This window comes from Chryseobacterium caseinilyticum (genome assembly GCF_014837145.1).
Classification (GTDB): domain Bacteria; phylum Bacteroidota; class Bacteroidia; order Flavobacteriales; family Weeksellaceae; genus Chryseobacterium; species Chryseobacterium caseinilyticum.
Window position 1 is genome coordinate 162,531 of sequence record NZ_JACYFS010000002.1, and the last position, 16,888, is coordinate 179,418.

Consider the following 16,888-nt stretch of genomic DNA (forward strand, 5'->3'; position numbering starts at 1 on the left):
GAAATGGATCTACCTATAGAAATTCAAGACAAATTTGAAAAAATTGATAATCAAATTGAAGATTGTTTTGAAAATAATAATCACAGTGGAATTATTGAGTTAGAATTGCAAAAATGGAATTTGCTTCCATTACCTAAGGAAAAATATGATGAAAGTTTTTTTATAGCTCATTCTTTAGCAAATGAATATATGGAAATTCAAGATCACAACAATTCAAAAAAATGGGCAGAAATATTATTTAGTTGTGATTTAGAGAGATTGGACGATGGTGAAAGGGAATTTGTCGCAGGAAAAGTTCATTTTGCCGCTGATAATTTAGAAAGAGCATTAGAGTATTTTAAAAGAGCTTACCAAAAATCTGAAGGAAGAGCATTCCCTGATGATAATCCTGCATATTTAGAGTTTTATAACAATCCAGATCAATATATTAAATAAGTAGATTTATTATGGAAGAATTATTTGACGAGTTATTCAATTCGATTATGATTGATTTAGAAAAAGGTGATCAATTTGAAGAGCGAAAAGAGCATAATTTGGCAATTGTTAATTATCAAAATGGTATTGAAAAACTCGTACCACCTAAAACTGATTGGGAAATTGCGTTACACTTGTATACTGCTCTAGCTGATGCTTATTTTAACTTAAAAGATTATATAAAAGCATCCTATAATTATAATCAAGCATTGCAATGTCCCGAAGGAACAGCAAATGGTTATGTTTGGCTCGGCTATGGTCAGTCGCTTTTTGAATTAGGAATGACTGATAAAGCTAAAGATGCATTGATGAGTTCCTATATGTTGGAAGGAAATGAAATTTTTGACGACATTGATAAAAAATATTTTGAGCTTATAAAAAGTAGTATATAATAGTACAAATGAAATATTTTTTAGTTAATATTATTAATCAAAAATATCATATTGTTTTAGTTTTAAGATAAACAACTGATTGTATTTTCTCGGTTTTTTATAATTTTCAGAAAAATTCATGAGCATATCGAAATTTATATTTGGCGAAAATATACCTCTTCTTCAGGTGGGGAACTTTTCCCAATCTTATGTTTTAATTGTTGAAAATACCTTTGTGATGGGTAAAGACAACACTCCGATTTCTCTTTCAACGGTATCTCAAATTACAATAGAACAGGAATGGCAGGACGATCTGATCTACAACAATATACTTGTAGAAAACCTTGAAGGGTACACAGAAAATGAAGTGATGAAGTCTTTTTTGGAGCAAACTTTAGCCCTTTCTGGAATCAGTCCTAAAATTCGGGTTAAGCGAAATTTAGACGGGAAAATACTATCTGTAGAAGATCAACATTTGTTGAAAAACGACTGGAATTCCTGGAAAGCCAATAAGCTTGAAATGGTTTTCACTGAACAAAAAGAACAGCAAAAATTTATCCGTAATTACGAAAATGGAATGGTAAATTTTGAGCAGAATTTTAAAAAAAACTTACAGTATCTTCTTCTTTTACCAGAAATCTACAGTATTATTTTTCCACCAAACCAGCATTTCACTTTTTTATGTAGCCAGTCCGAGTTGAATTCCAGACTCGTGGAAGGAATGGAATATCAATATCAACTGAAACTGGTAAAGCTTGACGAAGATGCCACAACAGTTTCTTTGGAACTTCATGCTGTACTTAACAACAAAGATGAAATCACTAAAAAATTCCTTAACAAGGTCTACTTATCTACTCAGGAATTTTCGCTGACTGACTTCGATTTCAAAATTGAAATAAAATATGTGTTTGAAAAACTGAACTCAAAAATAATTTCTGGAGAGCTGAAATTTATAGAAAAGTTACACGACCACCTTTCCTATTCTATCACGATGAATCTTAAAGAATCAATAGAATCTGTAATGTAAATTTTGTCTTATAACATACAGCGAAGATTACATAGTTTGAGCCTTCTGTAGGAGGGATAAAAAGTGGCGGTGCAAATTCTATGTTGAAAATGGATAATGCCTGAATATTACCCTTGAATGTGATAGCAACATTCATGGAAAAAAATGGTGGAAAACCAAATTTAGAAAATGGAAGAAATGAAATAACAAAAGCAAAATATGACAAATACAAAAATCTGCATAATCCTTGTTAAATTTATAAAAAATGAGTAAAAATATTAAAGTAGGCGACATCTTCGCAATAAAAATTGAGCAATCAGAACTATATTATTTTGGAAGAGTGGTGTTTGATGTTCAAGCACAATACGATAATAGTGGACAAGATAATAATTATTTGGATTGGTATAAAGATAGTGTTCTTGTTGAAACTTATAAGCATATTTCTGATTCACTAGACACAGAAAAATTTGAAACTGCAATAATCTCACAGTTTATTCCAAAGAAAGAGTTATTAAAACAGAATATAAAAATTGTTAAAAACTTAGAAGTTGACCCAACGAAGGTTTCTTTCCCTGAAACCTTAAAAAACCATGAAAACAATTCGTTATTTACAGTTGGTGAATTATCATTAAAAACAAATTTTTCAACAGATTATGCGTATGATAATATAAAGGTTTTTCCAACATTAGGAAAAGCATATTATCTGGAATTGGCAACTTTAGATTTTTCGGGTAGAAGAGATTTAATAGTTGACCAAAACGATATATTGGATAATTATTTCAAATTTTCAGATTTGAGGAGTTTGCCTGAAAAGAGAATAGAGGTATATCAATCTATAGGAGAGAATCCCAATTTATCTTACTACGACTTAGCTTTGAAACACGGTTTTGACTTGCAAAGATTTTATTAATATTTATAAAATGAATAATCAAAAAGAACTGTTAAAGAATATATTATGGAACTTTCAAGAAAAAAAATTTTTATCAGTCGAAAATTTCCTTATTGCCTTAAAGAATTATAATGAAAAAATTACTGGTAAAACTTTTATAGAGAATTTACATAAAACTATTCTAAACGTTCCCATGGTTACTATTCAGTATGAATATTGGGACGAGGAAATAAAAGATAGTATTGAGCCAGATTTTCTGTTAAAAGCAGATAATAATATTTATTTTACTACGGCTGAGTTACTATTTAAAATTCATAATGAAGTTTGTACTAATTTAGAAAAAGAGGATCATCATTTTTTCGAAGGATTAGATTTATGGACAGGCGAAAATACAAATTATCCTAACATTCCATTATACTTTTTACAGCAAGGAAGTTAAAAATACGGTTCACAAAAAAGTGAACCGTATTTTGATCCAGCAAAAAAAGATGTTTAGATAGCTCAGGAAACAGGTTCAAAATTAGACTGTCATGTCCATACTCAAGCAATATCCGATGAACTGGCAGATTTATTTGATGATGCCAATGTAGATATCTATGTTATTGTTGTACCAAAATAATTGGAATTCTAAGTTTTATTTTGATAATAATCTATCAAATATTAACGGTCAAAATTTAAAGAGAGTCTTAATATATAAAGAAGCTGAGTATGTGTTTTTGAATGATGATCAAAGCGATAAAGATCTGTATAGTAATTCAAAAAGCTGGATGGGTTTTAATTCATTATTATATTTAAGTAAGGATAAAAACGAAAGCAGTGATCTCTCAATTGATATAACACAAGGAGCTTGCAACAGTGATAAGACTGCTTTAATTAATATTGAATTCTCTGACGACTTTATAAAAAGTATTACGAAGGAGTTTGTTATAAAACTAGTAGAGTCATTAGAAAAAACAGATGACTTATACTATGCAGTTATCATCTCTAATGAATTGAGAAGAAAGGTTAAGCAGAGTGGACAAAATCTTTGGATTGGTTATTTTACCTACTTTAACAATAAGCTGGCAGAAAATTATTTTGAAAACATCAATATCATAAATTTAAGTAAGGGAGTGCTAATATATTTAAGTGATAAAATTGAATTATCTGCTCTAAATGTAAATAAAGCACTTGAAATAAGGGATATTCTGGGAAATGAACTTCTTAATTATAATCCTTAGTTTATACTGTACCTAGCTAATTTTTAAATGAATTGTAACCGTGATGATATACCAGCAATATAATTGAAAGATTTGAACTTGCTGAAGTAAGCAATTGTTTATAATAAAAAATCAATTAAAATGTTTAACAAATTTATAGAAAAGTATCCTCATTATAATGTTCAGGATACTCCGACAGAAGATTTAATTAGCAAATATAAAGGATCAGTTCCAGATGAAATTATTAATATATGGAATAATTATGGTTTTGGTTCTTTTATGAACTCATACCTGAAAATAGTTAATCCTGATGAATACAAAGAATTGTTAGATTTTTCCTATACATCTGTATATCCAAACCCAATAGTTTTATTTATCACTGGACTGGCCGATTTGATAATTTGGGAAAACAATTACCTTATTTTGCTTGATTATAGACATGGCTTATCTAAAGTTTTGGAATCTGGGTTTGAATATTTTTTTGAGGATTTAAAAGATGAGGAGTTTATTGATGCTGATTTGTTAGGAAAAAACTTTTACACCGCAAAAGAGATACTTGGAGATCTAAATTTTGATGAGTGTTTTGGTTATGTTCCTTTATTAGGCTTAGGAGGACCAGAGAAAGTTGAGAATTTAGAAAAAGTAAAACTTAAAGAAAATATGATATGCAATTTATTTGGGATCAAGAATTGCAAGAAGAAGTAGAACGTTTGGCAAAAGGATAATTAATGTAGAATTGGGCCAATAATCAATAATTGATTTGAAGAAAAATAATTTATAAACTAAAATTTTTTTTTAGTAGGGATATGTTAATCTCTACTTTTTTTTTATAGAATTCTTATTATGAAAAAGTTTATAATTTTGATATCGAGGATATGAGAATTATTATATAACCGAAGATGGGATTTTGGTACATTATGGATGCTTTGATGATTTACCAACGAGAAGTAATGTTGGATAGAAGCAGGAAACCTGAAAGCAGGAGATTTATTATATTTAAAAGGTGGCGATTATATTAGCATTTATCTACTAAATGACATAAATGTGAAAGAGTGTGATTTTTTACATTTTAAAAACCCATCCCAAACAATCCCATTTTCTTATATTTGTTCATTATTCAAGATATGGACGCAACACAGGACAAAAGGCTTTTTCTCATCGATGCTTATGCAATGATTTTCAGAGGATATTATGCATTGATAAGAAGCCCGAGGATTACGAGTACAGGAGTTGATACTTCAGCAATTTTTGGTTTTACAAACTCTTTGATCGAATTGATAAGACGTGAAAGACCTACCCATTTGGCGGTGATTTTTGATGTCGGACAGGCGAGTATCAGAACCAATGATTTTGCAGAATACAAAGCCAACCGTAGCGAAACTCCTGAAGCCATCAGAGTTGCGATCCCATATCTTCACAGAATTTTAGATGCCATGCACATTCCGCACATGGGTGTGGAAGGATATGAAGCAGATGATTTGATAGGTACTCTTGCCTGCAAAGCTGAAAAAGAAGGATACACCACATTTATGGTAACTCCGGATAAAGATTTTGCACAGTTAGTGACCGACAAAATTAAAATCTATAAACCGGGCTTAAAGGGTGGCGAAATCGAAATTCTCGGTGTCGAAGAAGTGAAAGCAAAATATGGAATTCAGGATCCGAAACAGGTCATTGATTTCCTGGCGATGATGGGCGATGCCGTTGATAATATTCCGGGATTGGATGGTGTAGGAGAGAAAACGGCTATGAAGTTTCTTCAGGAATATGGAAGCATAGAAAACCTTTTAGCAAATACACATCAGTTAAAAGGTAAAATCAAAGAAAAAATAGAAGCCTCAGCCGAGCGTGGAATTTTATCTAAAAAGTTGGCAACAATCATTTGTGACGCACCCGTAGAATTTCATCAGGAACAGTATGATCTCGAAACGCCTGATTTTGAAAAAGTAAAAGAAATTTTTGACGAAATTGAATTCAGAAGACTGTATGAAAATCTGTACAGAGCATTCGCACCGGCCGAAATAGTTAATGTAAAAACCACAACGTTTGAGAAAGATGGGGTAATTACCAGCGAAACCGAAGTTTCAACTTCCGAAACGCCACAGCAGAAGGTTGCGAGAAATGTCGGACAGCTCGACCTTTTTGCCAGTTTCGAAGAACTCGATCAGGCAACTTCTACCAAAGAAACCATCACAGAAAACGATCATCTGTATCAGTTTGTAGACAATCCGAAGGCTCAGAAAATATTAGTTCAGAATCTTTTAAAGCAAATAGCAGTCTGCTTTGACACGGAAACCACTTCTTTAAATGAACTGGAAGCCGAACTGGTGGGAATGAGTTTCTCTTACAAAAAAGGATTGGCCTATTACGTGCCGCTTTCAGCAGATCAGGGCGAAGTTTTGCAGACGCTTGAGATTTTCAGACCGTTTTTTGAAAAGGAAGATTTAATTAAAATTGCTCACAACTTAAAATACGATTATAAAGTTCTGAAACAGTACAACATGACCGTAAAAGGAGCCATGTTTGACACGATGATTGCGCATTATCTTCTCAATCCTGACGGAAGACACGGTATGGATTATCTCTCAGAAGTGTATCTAAATTATAAACCGGTTTCCATTGAAACCATTATCGGTAAGAAGGGAAAAAATCAGGGAAGTTTCAGAGATGCAGATTTGAGAACGCAGACCGATTATGCGGCAGAAGATGCTGATGTAACTTTCCAGCTGTATGAACTGTTTGCGCCACAGTTAAAGAAAGAAAATCTCGAAGATCTTTTCTACAATATCGAAATGCCTTTGATGGAAGTGTTGGCTAAAATGGAACTCGAAGGAATTTCTTTAGATGAAAAATGGCTGGCTCAGGAAAGCATCGACCTTGAAAATGATTTAAGACAGTTAGAATCAAAAATATTTGAAATTTCCGGCGAAGAATTTAATATGAATTCTCCACGGCAGCTGGGCGAGGTTCTGTTTGAAAAAATGCAGCTCGACCCCAAAGCAAAAAAGACAAAGACCGGACAATACGCTACATCGGAAGATATTCTTCAGAAATTATCTTCCAAGCATGAGATCATCCAGCACATTTTAGAGTACAGAACGTATCAGAAATTAAAATCAACTTACGTGGATGCATTGCCGTCTCAGATTGACAAAGATGATAACCGTGTGCATACCAATTTCTCGCAAACTACGGCTGCAACAGGTCGTCTGGCGAGTGTAAACCCGAATTTACAGAATATTCCGATCCGTACTTTGAGAGGTCAGCAAATCCGTGGAGCGTTTGTTTCAGGTGAAGGAAAGAAAATTATCTCTGCCGATTATTCTCAGATTGAATTGCGTCTGATCGCTGAAATTTCAGGTGAAGACAATATGATCAAAGCGTTTCAGGATGGTGAAGATATTCACGCTTCTACGGCTGCAAAACTGTTTAATATTCCTTTGGAAGAAGTTTCTAAAACGCAGCGTGGACAGGCAAAAACGGTCAACTTCGGAATTCTATACGGTCAGGGAGCCTTTGCTTTGGCAGAACAAACCGGATTATCAAGATCGGAAGCAAAGCAGATGATCGAGGCCTATTACGAAACCTATCCAAAATTAAAAGCTTACATGGCTTCGCAGGTACAGATTGCCCGCGATCAGGGTTATGTAGAAACAATTTTAGGAAGAAAACGTCATTTAAAAGACATCAATTCCGGAAACTTTGTAGTGCGCGCTCATGCTGAGAGAAATGCCGTGAATGCTCCTATTCAGGGAAGTGCCGCCGATGTTGTGAAAATGGCAATGATTAAAATTCAGAAAGAACTGGAGAAAGAAAAATTGCAGACGAAAATGCTCCTTCAGGTACATGACGAACTTATTTTTGAAGCTCCGGTTGATGAGGTGGAAGTTGCTACGCATATCATTAAAACCGAAATGGAAAATGCGATTGAAACGCAGGTTCCGCTGTTGGTTGAGGTTGGAGTAGGGAAGAACTGGCTGGAAGCGCATTAAGAAAAATAGTAAAGTCCGTCTCACAACTAGTTGAAGCGGACTTTTTTTTTGTTTTTTCTCAGTCTTATGTTGTAGAATAGTTTTCGTAAAGAAGAATTTTAGTTTACATCACCGACTTTGAGACTAATTCTTTCTTATTATCGTTTTTTATATAAGCTCGTTTTCTTATCCCCAAATTTTTCAATGAGATTCATTTCTACAGCTGTTTTCAAATCCCTGCTTGCTGTAGCAGAAGAAATTTCAGAGAATTTTTTCATATAATCTTTTCGGGAAAATTCCTGCTTCGTATCTTCCAGAAAAATGACAATTCTGTCTCTTTGTGTAAGTTTCTGAGTAGAATTCTGTAAAAGTTCGGACAGAGAATTATTGATAATTCCCAGCATGTACTCAATAAATTTTGTTGATTGACCTTCTTTGTCAGATTGAGAAAGTGCAAGATAATATTGCTTCTGATTTTTAGAGATAAGTGTTTCGAAGGGTAGGAATTCAAAAAGAGGAAATTCATACATCAGAATTAAAGTTTGCCACAGTCTCCCCATTCTGCCATTGCCATCCATAAACGGATGAATAAATTCCATTTCGTAATGGAAAACACAACTTTTTATCAAACTTATTTCAGACTTGTCATTGAGATACACGAAAAGATCTTTCATTAAATAAGGAACGAGATCAGAAGGCGGTGCGATGTGTTCTACCTGTGAGCCTTTTAATATTCCAACACCTTGTGTTCTGTATTTTCCTGAATTTTCTATGAGCCCATTCATCAGTATTTTATGAGCTTTGAGATAATCTTTTTCACTCCCGAATTTGAGTTTGTTTAACTGTTCATAAACTTGTAAAGCATTAAGAACCTCCAGAATGTCTTTTTGTGGACCCACAACTTTTTTGTTTTCTAAAATCGCCGTGATCTGATCCAAAGACAACGTGTTACCTTCAATACTCAGAGATGAGTGAATTGTTTTAATCTGATTTTGCTTCCGCAATTGAGGATTGTTCTTAATTAAATAATTGGCGTTTATCTCACCAATTTTTTGTGAAATAGCTGATATCAATGACAAGATTTGTGGCGTAATCTGATAAGGAGGTTTCATAAATGATAGTATCAAATGATAGTATCAAAGATAGCGAAATTTAATATTCAAACTCAATTCCACCCACATATACCAGAGAAAACTCATCATTTTCCACAGATTTTGGTTGCGGAATCTGTCCCTGGCTTGCAAAGACAAGCGAGTTAATATCAAATTTAAGATTCATTTCATTGATTCTGTTGTATAAAACCGGAAGCCACTGTTCGGCAAAAGAATATTCAGAAAAGTGCTGGATGCTCTGTTCAAAACCATATTCCATCAAATCCTGATCAAACCAAACGGTGTCCTGCGACTCGGCAAATTTTGAAATATAGGTCTCATCAGATTCTTCCTCGATGTAGTAATTTTCATCTTCCTCCACAAATTGGAAAAAATATTCTTCCGTTCTGAAATTACCTACCCAAAAATCTAAAACCTGTACACTCATAATATCGTTTTAAAAAGCCAAAGGTAAAATAATACTCAATGTCTTCCAAAAACTTTGAAGATTCAAATTAAAGGTGTTTTATTTGATTGTTTTTTCTGTATTAAAATTTTAAAAAATATTTACTGTATGCGATAATTGTAATATTAAAATTACAAATCGAAATTCTTCGCAAAATATATCCATACTTTATGGAATTGGAATTACAAATTTTCAATTATGTTTTAGATATATTTAAAAAATAGTGTAAAATTTATGAAGATAATATGTTTAAAATCACAAATTATTTGTAAATTTTTGCAAATGAAATAATACAACCTCGGATTATTTTTGCATCAACAAGTTTATTCTTAGAGGAATTCTAAAAACACAAAATTAGATTGTCCATATTTTGGCAGAAAAATTGATAAGATAACTTGTTTTTACTTTAAAGAAATGTTTTTTTAGATAAAGTTTTTAAATAATATAATTTATAAGCTTTAGTTTTTAGTTGGGGCTGCGTTGTAGAACGCAGCTTTTTTATTTAAATTTTCACCAAACCTCTGAAGCCTCTCGCAGCATAATAAGACTGCACGCCGTTGTGGTAAAGAAAGACAAAATCATATCTACGGTCGCAGAACAAAGAACCTCCCAGTTTTCGTATTTCTGATGGTGTCTTTATCCAACTGGAAGTTTTTTCGTCAAATTTATCAAGGGTTTGTAAATGTCGGTACTGATCTTCATCCAAGAGTTCAATACCCATTTCCTGAGCTGCATTCACAGCAGAATCTTGTGGTTTGTTTTCTTTCCGCGCTAAAAGCGCTTCATGATCGTAGCACAAACTTCTTCTTCCCGACGGGCTTTCTTTCGAACAGTCGCAGAAAACGATTGCACTGCCGATTTTTATAACATCAGGTTCTCCGCCCGTTTTTTCCATTTGTTCCAAACTCCACAGTTTTTCAGGATTGGCAATAAGCCTTTTTTCGATCTCTTCCCAGTCTAGATTTTTCAGATTAAATCTGTTTTTTTTAATTCTTACTTTCAGAATGTTCAGAATCTCTTCAGTTTCATTTTCTGACAGCTTTTTTGTGGTCATGAATCTAGTTTTTAGTTTTGGTGTTTCGAAAATTTCCGAATTGTGAATTTAGCGAAATTTAAACATAAGTAAAAGATTTTTAAATAGAATTTACCAATTAGTTGTGCATTATTGAGAAAACTTTATCTATCAAAGTTCTTATTTTTTAGGTAAATTTGTATTAATCCATTGATTTAAATTGAATGAACACGATTATACATAAAGAAATAAAAGATACCACACTGTCATCAGACTTTCCTTACACAACGGTAAGTCATGACGAAAACAAAGTCAGAATATATACTCTGAAAAACGGACTTCAGGTGTTTCTGGCGCAGAATTTTGATGCTCCGAGAATCCAGACCTTTATCCCTGTGAAGACGGGAAGCAATAATGATCCTTCAGATAATACCGGATTGGCACATTACCTTGAACACATGATGTTTAAAGGCACTTCAAAAATCGGGACACAAAACTGGGAGGACGAAAAAATACTTTTAGATGAAATTTCCGGCTTGTATGAAAAACACAAGGCGGAAAAAGATCCCGAAATCAAAAAAGAAATTTACCGCAAAATTGATGAAGTTTCTCAGGAAGCCAGCAAATTTGCCATCGCTAATGAATACGACAAGGCAATTTCTTCGCTCGGAGCTTCCGGAACCAATGCTCACACATGGTTTGACGAAACAGTCTACAAAAATATAATTCCTGCCAATGAGCTTGAAAAATGGCTCAAAGTGGAAAGAGAGCGTTTTTCAGGAATGGTTTTGAGACTTTTTCATACGGAACTGGAATCGGTTTACGAAGAATTCAACAGAGCACAGGACAATGATTCGCGGTTGGTAAACTATGAACTGATGGATGCGCTTTTTCCTAACCACCCGAACGGTCAGCAAACGACACTCGGAAAGGCGGAGCATCTGCGGAATCCTTCAATGAAGGCTATTCATAAATATTTTGAAGAATATTATGTTCCCAATAATTACGCTTTTGTTTTGGTTGGTGATTTAGATTTCGACAAAACCATACAGCTCATCGATCAGTATTTTGGAAATATTCCTTATCGTGAGCTTCCTGCAAAAAACAAAATTGTAGAAAATCCGATTACTGAAATTATCGAAAGAAGAGTTGCAAGTCCCACCACGCCAAGGGTTCAGCTGGCGTGGCGTACAGACAGCTATGGTACAAAAGAAGCGATTCTGGCAGACGTGGTTGTAAATATTCTGAGCAACAGAGGTGAGGCAGGTTTATTGGATCTGAATATCAATCAGACCCAGAAACTGCTTTGGGCACAGGCGTATTCATTAGGTTTAAAAGAATATGGCTACTTCTCACTCGTAGGTGTTCCAAAAGAATCCCAAACGTTAGACGAAGCAAAAGAAATGATGCTTGATCAGATCGGCTTGATTAAAAAAGGAGAGTTTCCAGACTGGATGCTTCCTGCAATCATCAGCGACTTCAAACTTCAGAGAATGAAAGCCCTTGAAACTGCCGAAGGTCTGGCCACCAATCTTTATGACACCTTTATAAAAGGAAGAACCTGGGAACAGGAACTTAACGAAATGAATGACTACGCCGCAATTACCACAGCAGATGTCGTTACTTTCGCTCAGGAATTTTTTAAAGATAATTATGTTATTATTTATAAAGAAAAAGGTACGAACGAACAGCTTCTGAGAGTTGAAAACCCAGGAATTACCGCCGTAAAAATAAACAGAGATGAGCAGTCTGATTTTCTTACAGAAATTCTGGAAGATAAAACGGCAGATATTCAGCCTGAATTTATTGATTATAAAAAAGAAATTCTTACTGATACTGTTGCGTCTAAGAAAATCAGTTTCGTTAAAAATAAATACAACGAAATCGCACAGGTTCACTTCATCTTTCCTGTAGGGAGCGATCACGACAGAGATTTAGGACTGTCAACTCAGGTTTTACAATATTTAGGGACAGACCGTTTTTCACCGGATGATCTGAAAAAGGAATTTTATAAAATAGGAATCAGCAATGATTTTAAAACTTCTCAGGACCAGCTGACAATTTCACTCACAGGGCTCGAGGAAAATATAGAAAAGGGAATTCAGCTGCTGCAGCACTGGATGCAGAACGTACAGCCGGATCAGGAAATTTACAGTCAGTTTGCTGAAACAGTTTTAGAAAACAGAATTGCTGTAAAGAAAGACAAAAACAGAATCATGCAGGCACTCACCAATTTTACAAAACTGGGTGCTTACTCAAGATTCACAGATGTGATTTCTAAAGAAGAACTTTTGAATGCTTCAGTGGAAGAATTCACGGCACGCATTAAAAACATTTTCAATTATCCTTATCAGATTTTTTTCTACGGTAAAGATTTCATCAGTTTTAAAAATTATATTGAGGATTATATTACCGAAGAAACGCAGCAGATACCTGTGAAAAGAGAATATCCTGAGCCGGAAACCGGAGGAAATGTTTATTTTATGAACTACGACATGGTTCAGATGGAAATGAGTAAAATAGCAAGAGGGAAGAGCGTAGATCTTGAAAATTTTGGTAAGATTAATATTTTTAATGAATACTTTGGCCGTGGGCTGTCTTCCATTGTTTTTCAGGAAATTCGTGAAAGCAAAAGTCTCGCTTATTCGGCATACGTTTCCTATTCTCCGAATTCTGAACTTGCCCATCCTGATTACGTGACTTCGTACATCGGAACGCAGCCTGACAAACTTCAGATTGCAGTGAATACGATGTCTGAATTGATGGCTGAACTCCCTGAAGTTCCGGTGCAGTTTGAAAATGCCCGAAGTGCGGCACTGAAGCAGATTGCTTCCACGAGAATTACGAGAACCAATATTTTCTTCAATACGCTGAGGCTTCAGAAACTGGGTGTAGATTATGACATCAGAAAAGATATTTACAGTCAAATCAAAATCTTGGATTTCAATGAGATGAAAGAATTTTATAATTCACATGTCAAAACTTTGAATTTCAACACAGCTTTAATAGGAAAAAGAGAAAACCTGAATATGGAGGCTATTTCAAAAATGGGAACATTTAAAGAGCTTGATTTAAAAGATATTTTCGGACATTAATTTTTGGATATTTTAAAACTGAAAAGGCGACAGTGATCAATTGTCGCCTTTACTTTTTTTAAGTAAGATGAAATGAGAATTACTTCCTGATAATTTTTACTGTTTTCTCACCGGTAGTTGTTTTAATTTTCACAAGATAAGTATTTGCTGTAAGTTCCGAGATATCAACGCTGACTTTTTTCTCACGGTTTGCTTTTTGGGTTTTTAAAAGTTGCCCGTTCAGGGAGTAAATCTCTATAAATTCGATTTCATTTTCAGCTGAGATATGTACAGTTCCGGCAGTAGGATTTGGGTAAACTTTAGTGGAAATTTCTTTTTTGGTTTCGCTGACGCTTAAGGTTAGATCTAATGCCTTCAAATATTGATAACTTCCGGCTATCAGCGACGCGGTTGCCCCGGTTGTAGGATTTAAACTGAAAACTCCGCTGCCTGTCGTGTAGAGATAATTTCCATTTCCCATTTGAGCTATGCCTCTTGCTCCACCCACTGTGTAAGAATTTAGAATACTGCCGTTTGCAGCTGAAAGATGATACACGCCGGCATTATTCCCTGCGCTGCTGTTATTGGAAAAAACGGCAATCAGATAATTTCCGTTCTGTAATTTTGTGATCTGCTGAATTCCTGTGAAAACTCCGGAGTTTACAAAATTTCCTGTGACCGTGCCGGCATAATTCATTGTTTGAATTCCTGCTGAATCAAAAGATGTGATGTAAGCTGTCCCGCTTCCTGTATCGAGCGCGTCAAAGGGGGAGCCGAGCGTAGGATAAACTCCCAAAGATGCACCTGCAAAACTTATTCTGCGTATGGAATTGGCAGTTGCTCCGTTGGCTGTTCCTGCATTCGTGACCCAAACTTCATTATTAACCACATTCAGCCCGCGAATGTTGCTTAAACCTACTGAAGAAGGAATTGTAGAAGAGTAGCTGCCATCAAGATTGCAGATGTAAATCACATTGTCGGTCTGGTCAGAAATCCAGATTTTATCCTGCACACGGATGATGCCTTTTATTGTTCCCGGACTCAGAGATGAAAGGTTGATGAAATTGGCGTTTAAAACGGTTCCGTTTGTTGCATCCAGCTGAGCGATGGTTTTGGAGGTCGAATTCACAGCAAGAATTACAGACTGTGCTGACCAGGGCAGAAAGCAAAACAGAAATAAACCGCCTGCTAAGAGTAATTTTGTTTTCATAAGATTGATTTTTAAGTGAAGGATAAGCCTAAATTACAAAAAGAATCTTACAAAAACTATTTTTTTTGATTGAAAATCAGCTGCTTATATTTAAATGCGCTTAGGTTAAAGCACAATCTCCGTCTCCATCCTGAAAATTTGGTTTAAAATTTAATGGCAAATGACTCAACATTTTCTCATGAAACATGTAACGTCTTTCCATGTTTCTGCTGTGGATTTTTGGGAAGTTGCCATTATTTTCAATCTCACTGTTGAGATCAGTCTGATAACTTGTGATCTGTTTCACTCTGTTTTTTTCTGAAAAATATGCCAGAAAATCAATGAAATTCTGAAGATTATTATTTGCAAAAAGGTAAGGAATTTTCAAATGTCCGTCACGTAAAAGCAGCAGAGCAGAAGCTTCAAACTCATTATGAGCATTGAAGATTTTAATCCAGAAATACTTAAATTGTTTCGAGTAGCTTGAGAAAAGGTATTCGGAATCGGGTTTTCCACCTTCCAGAATCCACGGATTTTTTACAAACCAATTGATCTCATCAGCTGTTCGATTAGAAGGAAATTGAATTATGAAATCCTTACTTTCATCATCAATTTCAGACAGAATTTCAAATTTAAAATCAGGTTTTTCCTGAAAAGAATTTTTAAACGAAATTAAACTGTTAAAAAAGAAATCAGATAGTTTGAAAAATGGTTTTAAGGTTTTTAACTGCGTTTTTTTTGCCGGAATGATGTTTTGGAAATCTGTTTTCAGATAAAATCGCTTGCCCTCCTTTGCCTGAATATATTTGAAAAATTTAATTTTATTATAAAGACTTTCAGCTTCGGGAGTGAATTCTGTGATGGCAATATTTCCGCTGTATTCTTCGAATGCCTTATCCAAAAGTTTCTGCGCAATTCTTTTGCCTCTGAAGTCGCTGCTTACAAACAGGGTGCTGAGCCAAGCATATCTGAATTTCTTACCGTCGATGAGAAAAAAATCAGGGAGACAGCCGACGTAGCCTGCCAGTTTTTCATCTTCGTAGGCCAGAATTAAAAGCGTCTGATCATCATCAGCTTTTGGATTTCTGATCTGAGATTCAGCGCGGTGTTTTGTGATGGGAAGAAAAGCATCGGAACGGTATTTTCCCGACGATATGAATTCGCTTAAAGCTTTTTTATTGAGAGTTTTCAGCTCGATCATTTTCTCTGGATATGGTTTTTGTTGAGGTGTTTTTTAAACCTGAAATAAGAAATTTCTTTTTTTAAAATCATTCGGGCATTTTCACCGGTTTCCATTGGAATTCGCTGGAAATTATGAGCAACAGAATCTGTTTTTACGCCAGCACTTCCGAATGTACAGAAAAAATCTTCATTTTTAAAAAGTGTATCAAAAAATACCTTTTCAACTCCAAAATCGGTAAAAGGAAAAGCAAAACTTTCATAATGAAAACCATTTTCCTTCATATAACTGTAACCCTGAAATGTATTTTCAAGTTGCTCAGAAAGTGGTAAATCATGGTAAAGCGGATGATTCCAGCCATGTGATGAAATTCCGAAACCTTTATTTCTAATCTGATACAGTTCATCTGAACTGAGATACGGTCTTTTTTCTTTTAAATAATCTTCAAAATCAACTTCAAACTGCATTGCAAGATCATTTATTGTTTTTGTATCCTGATATTTTAATTTTAGCAGAAATTTATCCTCATAGTGTATTTGCTGAAATTTATCTTTCAGTAAACTCACTTTGCATCGAAACATCAGGTCTTTATTATCTGTAAAAGCGGGATTAATAAAGTTCATGGCGTAAATTCCCTTCCGTTTCAGAATAGGAATTACAACATCATAAAATTCTCTGTAGCCATCATCGAATGTGAGTAAGGCAATCTTTTTTTTAGGCTTAAAATTTCCCTTTACATAGTCTTTAAATTCATCAAATGTTACCCACTGAAAATGTTTTGAAAGACAGTCAAGATCTGCTTCAAATTCTTTCTCATTTTTATAATTGATGATGTGTTTGAGGTGGGGAAGATGCTCGTTTGAAACGTTATGATACACAGGAAGGCAATAATCCAACGGGAAATTTCCGGAAAAATTTTCATTTTCAAATTGAGAAAGTGTAGTGATGATTAGTTTTTTGAGCATA

Annotated in this window: 15 protein-coding genes; 9 read left to right on the plus strand and 6 right to left on the minus strand. The window is 34.5% G+C overall.

Features of this window, described 5'->3' with window-relative positions; all coding sequences use genetic code 11:
- Nucleotides 1-3 precede the first annotated feature (3 nt).
- The 8 genes from IC610_RS08860 to polA all read left to right on the plus strand — a co-directional run bounded on the left by IC610_RS08860 (nucleotide 4) and on the right by polA (nucleotide 7,931).
- Nucleotides 4-435, plus strand: a complete 432-nt coding sequence (locus IC610_RS08860) for a hypothetical protein (RefSeq protein WP_191736504.1) — start codon at nucleotides 4-6, stop codon at nucleotides 433-435.
- A gap of 11 nt (nucleotides 436-446) precedes the next feature.
- Nucleotides 447-866 (plus strand): tetratricopeptide repeat protein, encoded by a 420-nt coding sequence (locus IC610_RS08865; protein WP_191736506.1) that lies wholly within the window; start codon nucleotides 447-449, stop codon nucleotides 864-866.
- Between the two features lie 118 nt (nucleotides 867-984).
- Nucleotides 985-1,872, plus strand: coding sequence for a hypothetical protein (locus IC610_RS08870; RefSeq protein ID WP_191736509.1), 888 nt, complete (start codon nucleotides 985-987; stop codon nucleotides 1,870-1,872).
- A 244-nt stretch (nucleotides 1,873-2,116) separates the two neighbouring features.
- On the plus strand, nucleotides 2,117-2,761 hold the full coding sequence (locus tag IC610_RS08875; protein WP_191736511.1) for an Imm26 family immunity protein: 645 nt from the start codon (nucleotides 2,117-2,119) through the stop codon (nucleotides 2,759-2,761).
- A 10-nt stretch (nucleotides 2,762-2,771) separates the two neighbouring features.
- The gene (locus IC610_RS08880) at nucleotides 2,772-3,179 is read left to right on the plus strand and encodes a hypothetical protein (RefSeq protein ID WP_191736513.1); all 408 of its coding nucleotides are present in this window, start codon (nucleotides 2,772-2,774) and stop codon (nucleotides 3,177-3,179) included.
- A 157-nt stretch (nucleotides 3,180-3,336) separates the two neighbouring features.
- Nucleotides 3,337-3,960 (plus strand): hypothetical protein, encoded by a 624-nt coding sequence (locus IC610_RS08885; RefSeq protein WP_191736515.1) that lies wholly within the window; start codon nucleotides 3,337-3,339, stop codon nucleotides 3,958-3,960.
- A gap of 120 nt (nucleotides 3,961-4,080) precedes the next feature.
- On the plus strand, nucleotides 4,081-4,644 hold the full coding sequence (locus IC610_RS08890; RefSeq protein ID WP_191736517.1) for a T6SS immunity protein Tdi1 domain-containing protein: 564 nt from the start codon (nucleotides 4,081-4,083) through the stop codon (nucleotides 4,642-4,644).
- Between the two features lie 419 nt (nucleotides 4,645-5,063).
- Entirely contained in the window at nucleotides 5,064-7,931 is a 2,868-nt protein-coding gene (gene polA, locus IC610_RS08895) for a DNA polymerase I (RefSeq protein WP_191736519.1), read from the plus strand.
- 137 nt (nucleotides 7,932-8,068) lie between these two features.
- On the opposite strand, the gene IC610_RS08900 is transcribed toward polA, so the two are convergent.
- The 3 genes from IC610_RS08900 to IC610_RS08910 form a co-directional block, all read right to left on the minus strand.
- The gene (locus IC610_RS08900) at nucleotides 8,069-9,022 is read right to left on the minus strand and encodes a Fic family protein (RefSeq protein ID WP_191736521.1); all 954 of its coding nucleotides are present in this window, start codon (nucleotides 9,020-9,022) and stop codon (nucleotides 8,069-8,071) included.
- A 40-nt stretch (nucleotides 9,023-9,062) separates the two neighbouring features.
- On the minus strand, nucleotides 9,063-9,449 hold the full coding sequence (locus IC610_RS08905; RefSeq protein ID WP_191736523.1) for an immunity 22 family protein: 387 nt from the start codon (nucleotides 9,447-9,449) through the stop codon (nucleotides 9,063-9,065).
- 520 nt (nucleotides 9,450-9,969) lie between these two features.
- The gene (locus tag IC610_RS08910) at nucleotides 9,970-10,521 is read right to left on the minus strand and encodes a DUF4256 domain-containing protein (RefSeq protein WP_191736525.1); all 552 of its coding nucleotides are present in this window, start codon (nucleotides 10,519-10,521) and stop codon (nucleotides 9,970-9,972) included.
- Between the two features lie 182 nt (nucleotides 10,522-10,703).
- Here IC610_RS08910 and IC610_RS08915 point away from each other — a divergent pair, with 182 nt between their 5' ends.
- Nucleotides 10,704-13,574, plus strand: coding sequence for a M16 family metallopeptidase (locus IC610_RS08915; protein ID WP_191736527.1), 2,871 nt, complete (start codon nucleotides 10,704-10,706; stop codon nucleotides 13,572-13,574).
- Between the two features lie 79 nt (nucleotides 13,575-13,653).
- On the opposite strand, the gene IC610_RS08920 is transcribed toward IC610_RS08915, so the two are convergent.
- The 3 genes from IC610_RS08920 to IC610_RS08930 all read right to left on the minus strand — a co-directional run bounded on the left by IC610_RS08920 (nucleotide 13,654) and on the right by IC610_RS08930 (nucleotide 16,887).
- A complete protein-coding gene (locus IC610_RS08920) occupies nucleotides 13,654-14,763 on the minus strand; it encodes a T9SS type A sorting domain-containing protein (protein ID WP_191736529.1) in 1,110 nt (369 codons plus the stop codon).
- Between the two features lie 100 nt (nucleotides 14,764-14,863).
- Complete coding sequence (locus IC610_RS08925) at nucleotides 14,864-15,943, minus strand: GNAT family N-acetyltransferase (RefSeq protein ID WP_191736531.1); 1,080 nt, start codon at nucleotides 15,941-15,943, stop codon at nucleotides 14,864-14,866.
- The gene (locus tag IC610_RS08930; protein ID WP_191736533.1) at nucleotides 15,940-16,887 is read right to left on the minus strand and encodes a polysaccharide deacetylase family protein; all 948 of its coding nucleotides are present in this window, start codon (nucleotides 16,885-16,887) and stop codon (nucleotides 15,940-15,942) included. Before IC610_RS08930 ends, IC610_RS08925 begins: the two co-directional genes overlap by 4 nt.
- Between the last annotated feature and the right edge of the window lies 1 nt (nucleotide 16,888).

Bases quoted from the DNA above. Each gene is read 5' to 3' on its own strand.
- IC610_RS08905 (WP_191736523.1), bottom strand. From the start codon at position 9,449: ATGAGTGTACAGGTTTTAGATTTTTGGGTAGGTAATTTCAGAACGGAA.
- IC610_RS08900 (WP_191736521.1), bottom strand. From the start codon at position 9,022: ATGAAACCTCCTTATCAGATTACGCCACAAATCTTGTCATTGATATCA.
- IC610_RS08920 (WP_191736529.1), bottom strand. From the start codon at position 14,763: ATGAAAACAAAATTACTCTTAGCAGGCGGTTTATTTCTGTTTTGCTTT.
- IC610_RS08860 (WP_191736504.1), top strand. From the start codon at position 4: ATGGATCTACCTATAGAAATTCAAGACAAATTTGAAAAAATTGATAAT.
- IC610_RS08875 (WP_191736511.1), top strand. From the start codon at position 2,117: ATGAGTAAAAATATTAAAGTAGGCGACATCTTCGCAATAAAAATTGAG.
- IC610_RS08890 (WP_191736517.1), top strand. From the start codon at position 4,081: ATGTTTAACAAATTTATAGAAAAGTATCCTCATTATAATGTTCAGGAT.
- IC610_RS08880 (WP_191736513.1), top strand. From the start codon at position 2,772: ATGAATAATCAAAAAGAACTGTTAAAGAATATATTATGGAACTTTCAA.
- IC610_RS08915 (WP_191736527.1), top strand. From the start codon at position 10,704: ATGAACACGATTATACATAAAGAAATAAAAGATACCACACTGTCATCA.
- IC610_RS08865 (WP_191736506.1), top strand. From the start codon at position 447: ATGGAAGAATTATTTGACGAGTTATTCAATTCGATTATGATTGATTTA.
- IC610_RS08930 (WP_191736533.1), bottom strand. From the start codon at position 16,887: ATGCTCAAAAAACTAATCATCACTACACTTTCTCAATTTGAAAATGAA.
- IC610_RS08885 (WP_191736515.1), top strand. From the start codon at position 3,337: ATGTTATTGTTGTACCAAAATAATTGGAATTCTAAGTTTTATTTTGAT.
- IC610_RS08910 (WP_191736525.1), bottom strand. From the start codon at position 10,521: ATGACCACAAAAAAGCTGTCAGAAAATGAAACTGAAGAGATTCTGAAC.
- IC610_RS08870 (WP_191736509.1), top strand. From the start codon at position 985: ATGAGCATATCGAAATTTATATTTGGCGAAAATATACCTCTTCTTCAG.
- polA (WP_191736519.1), top strand. From the start codon at position 5,064: ATGGACGCAACACAGGACAAAAGGCTTTTTCTCATCGATGCTTATGCA.
- IC610_RS08925 (WP_191736531.1), bottom strand. From the start codon at position 15,943: ATGATCGAGCTGAAAACTCTCAATAAAAAAGCTTTAAGCGAATTCATA.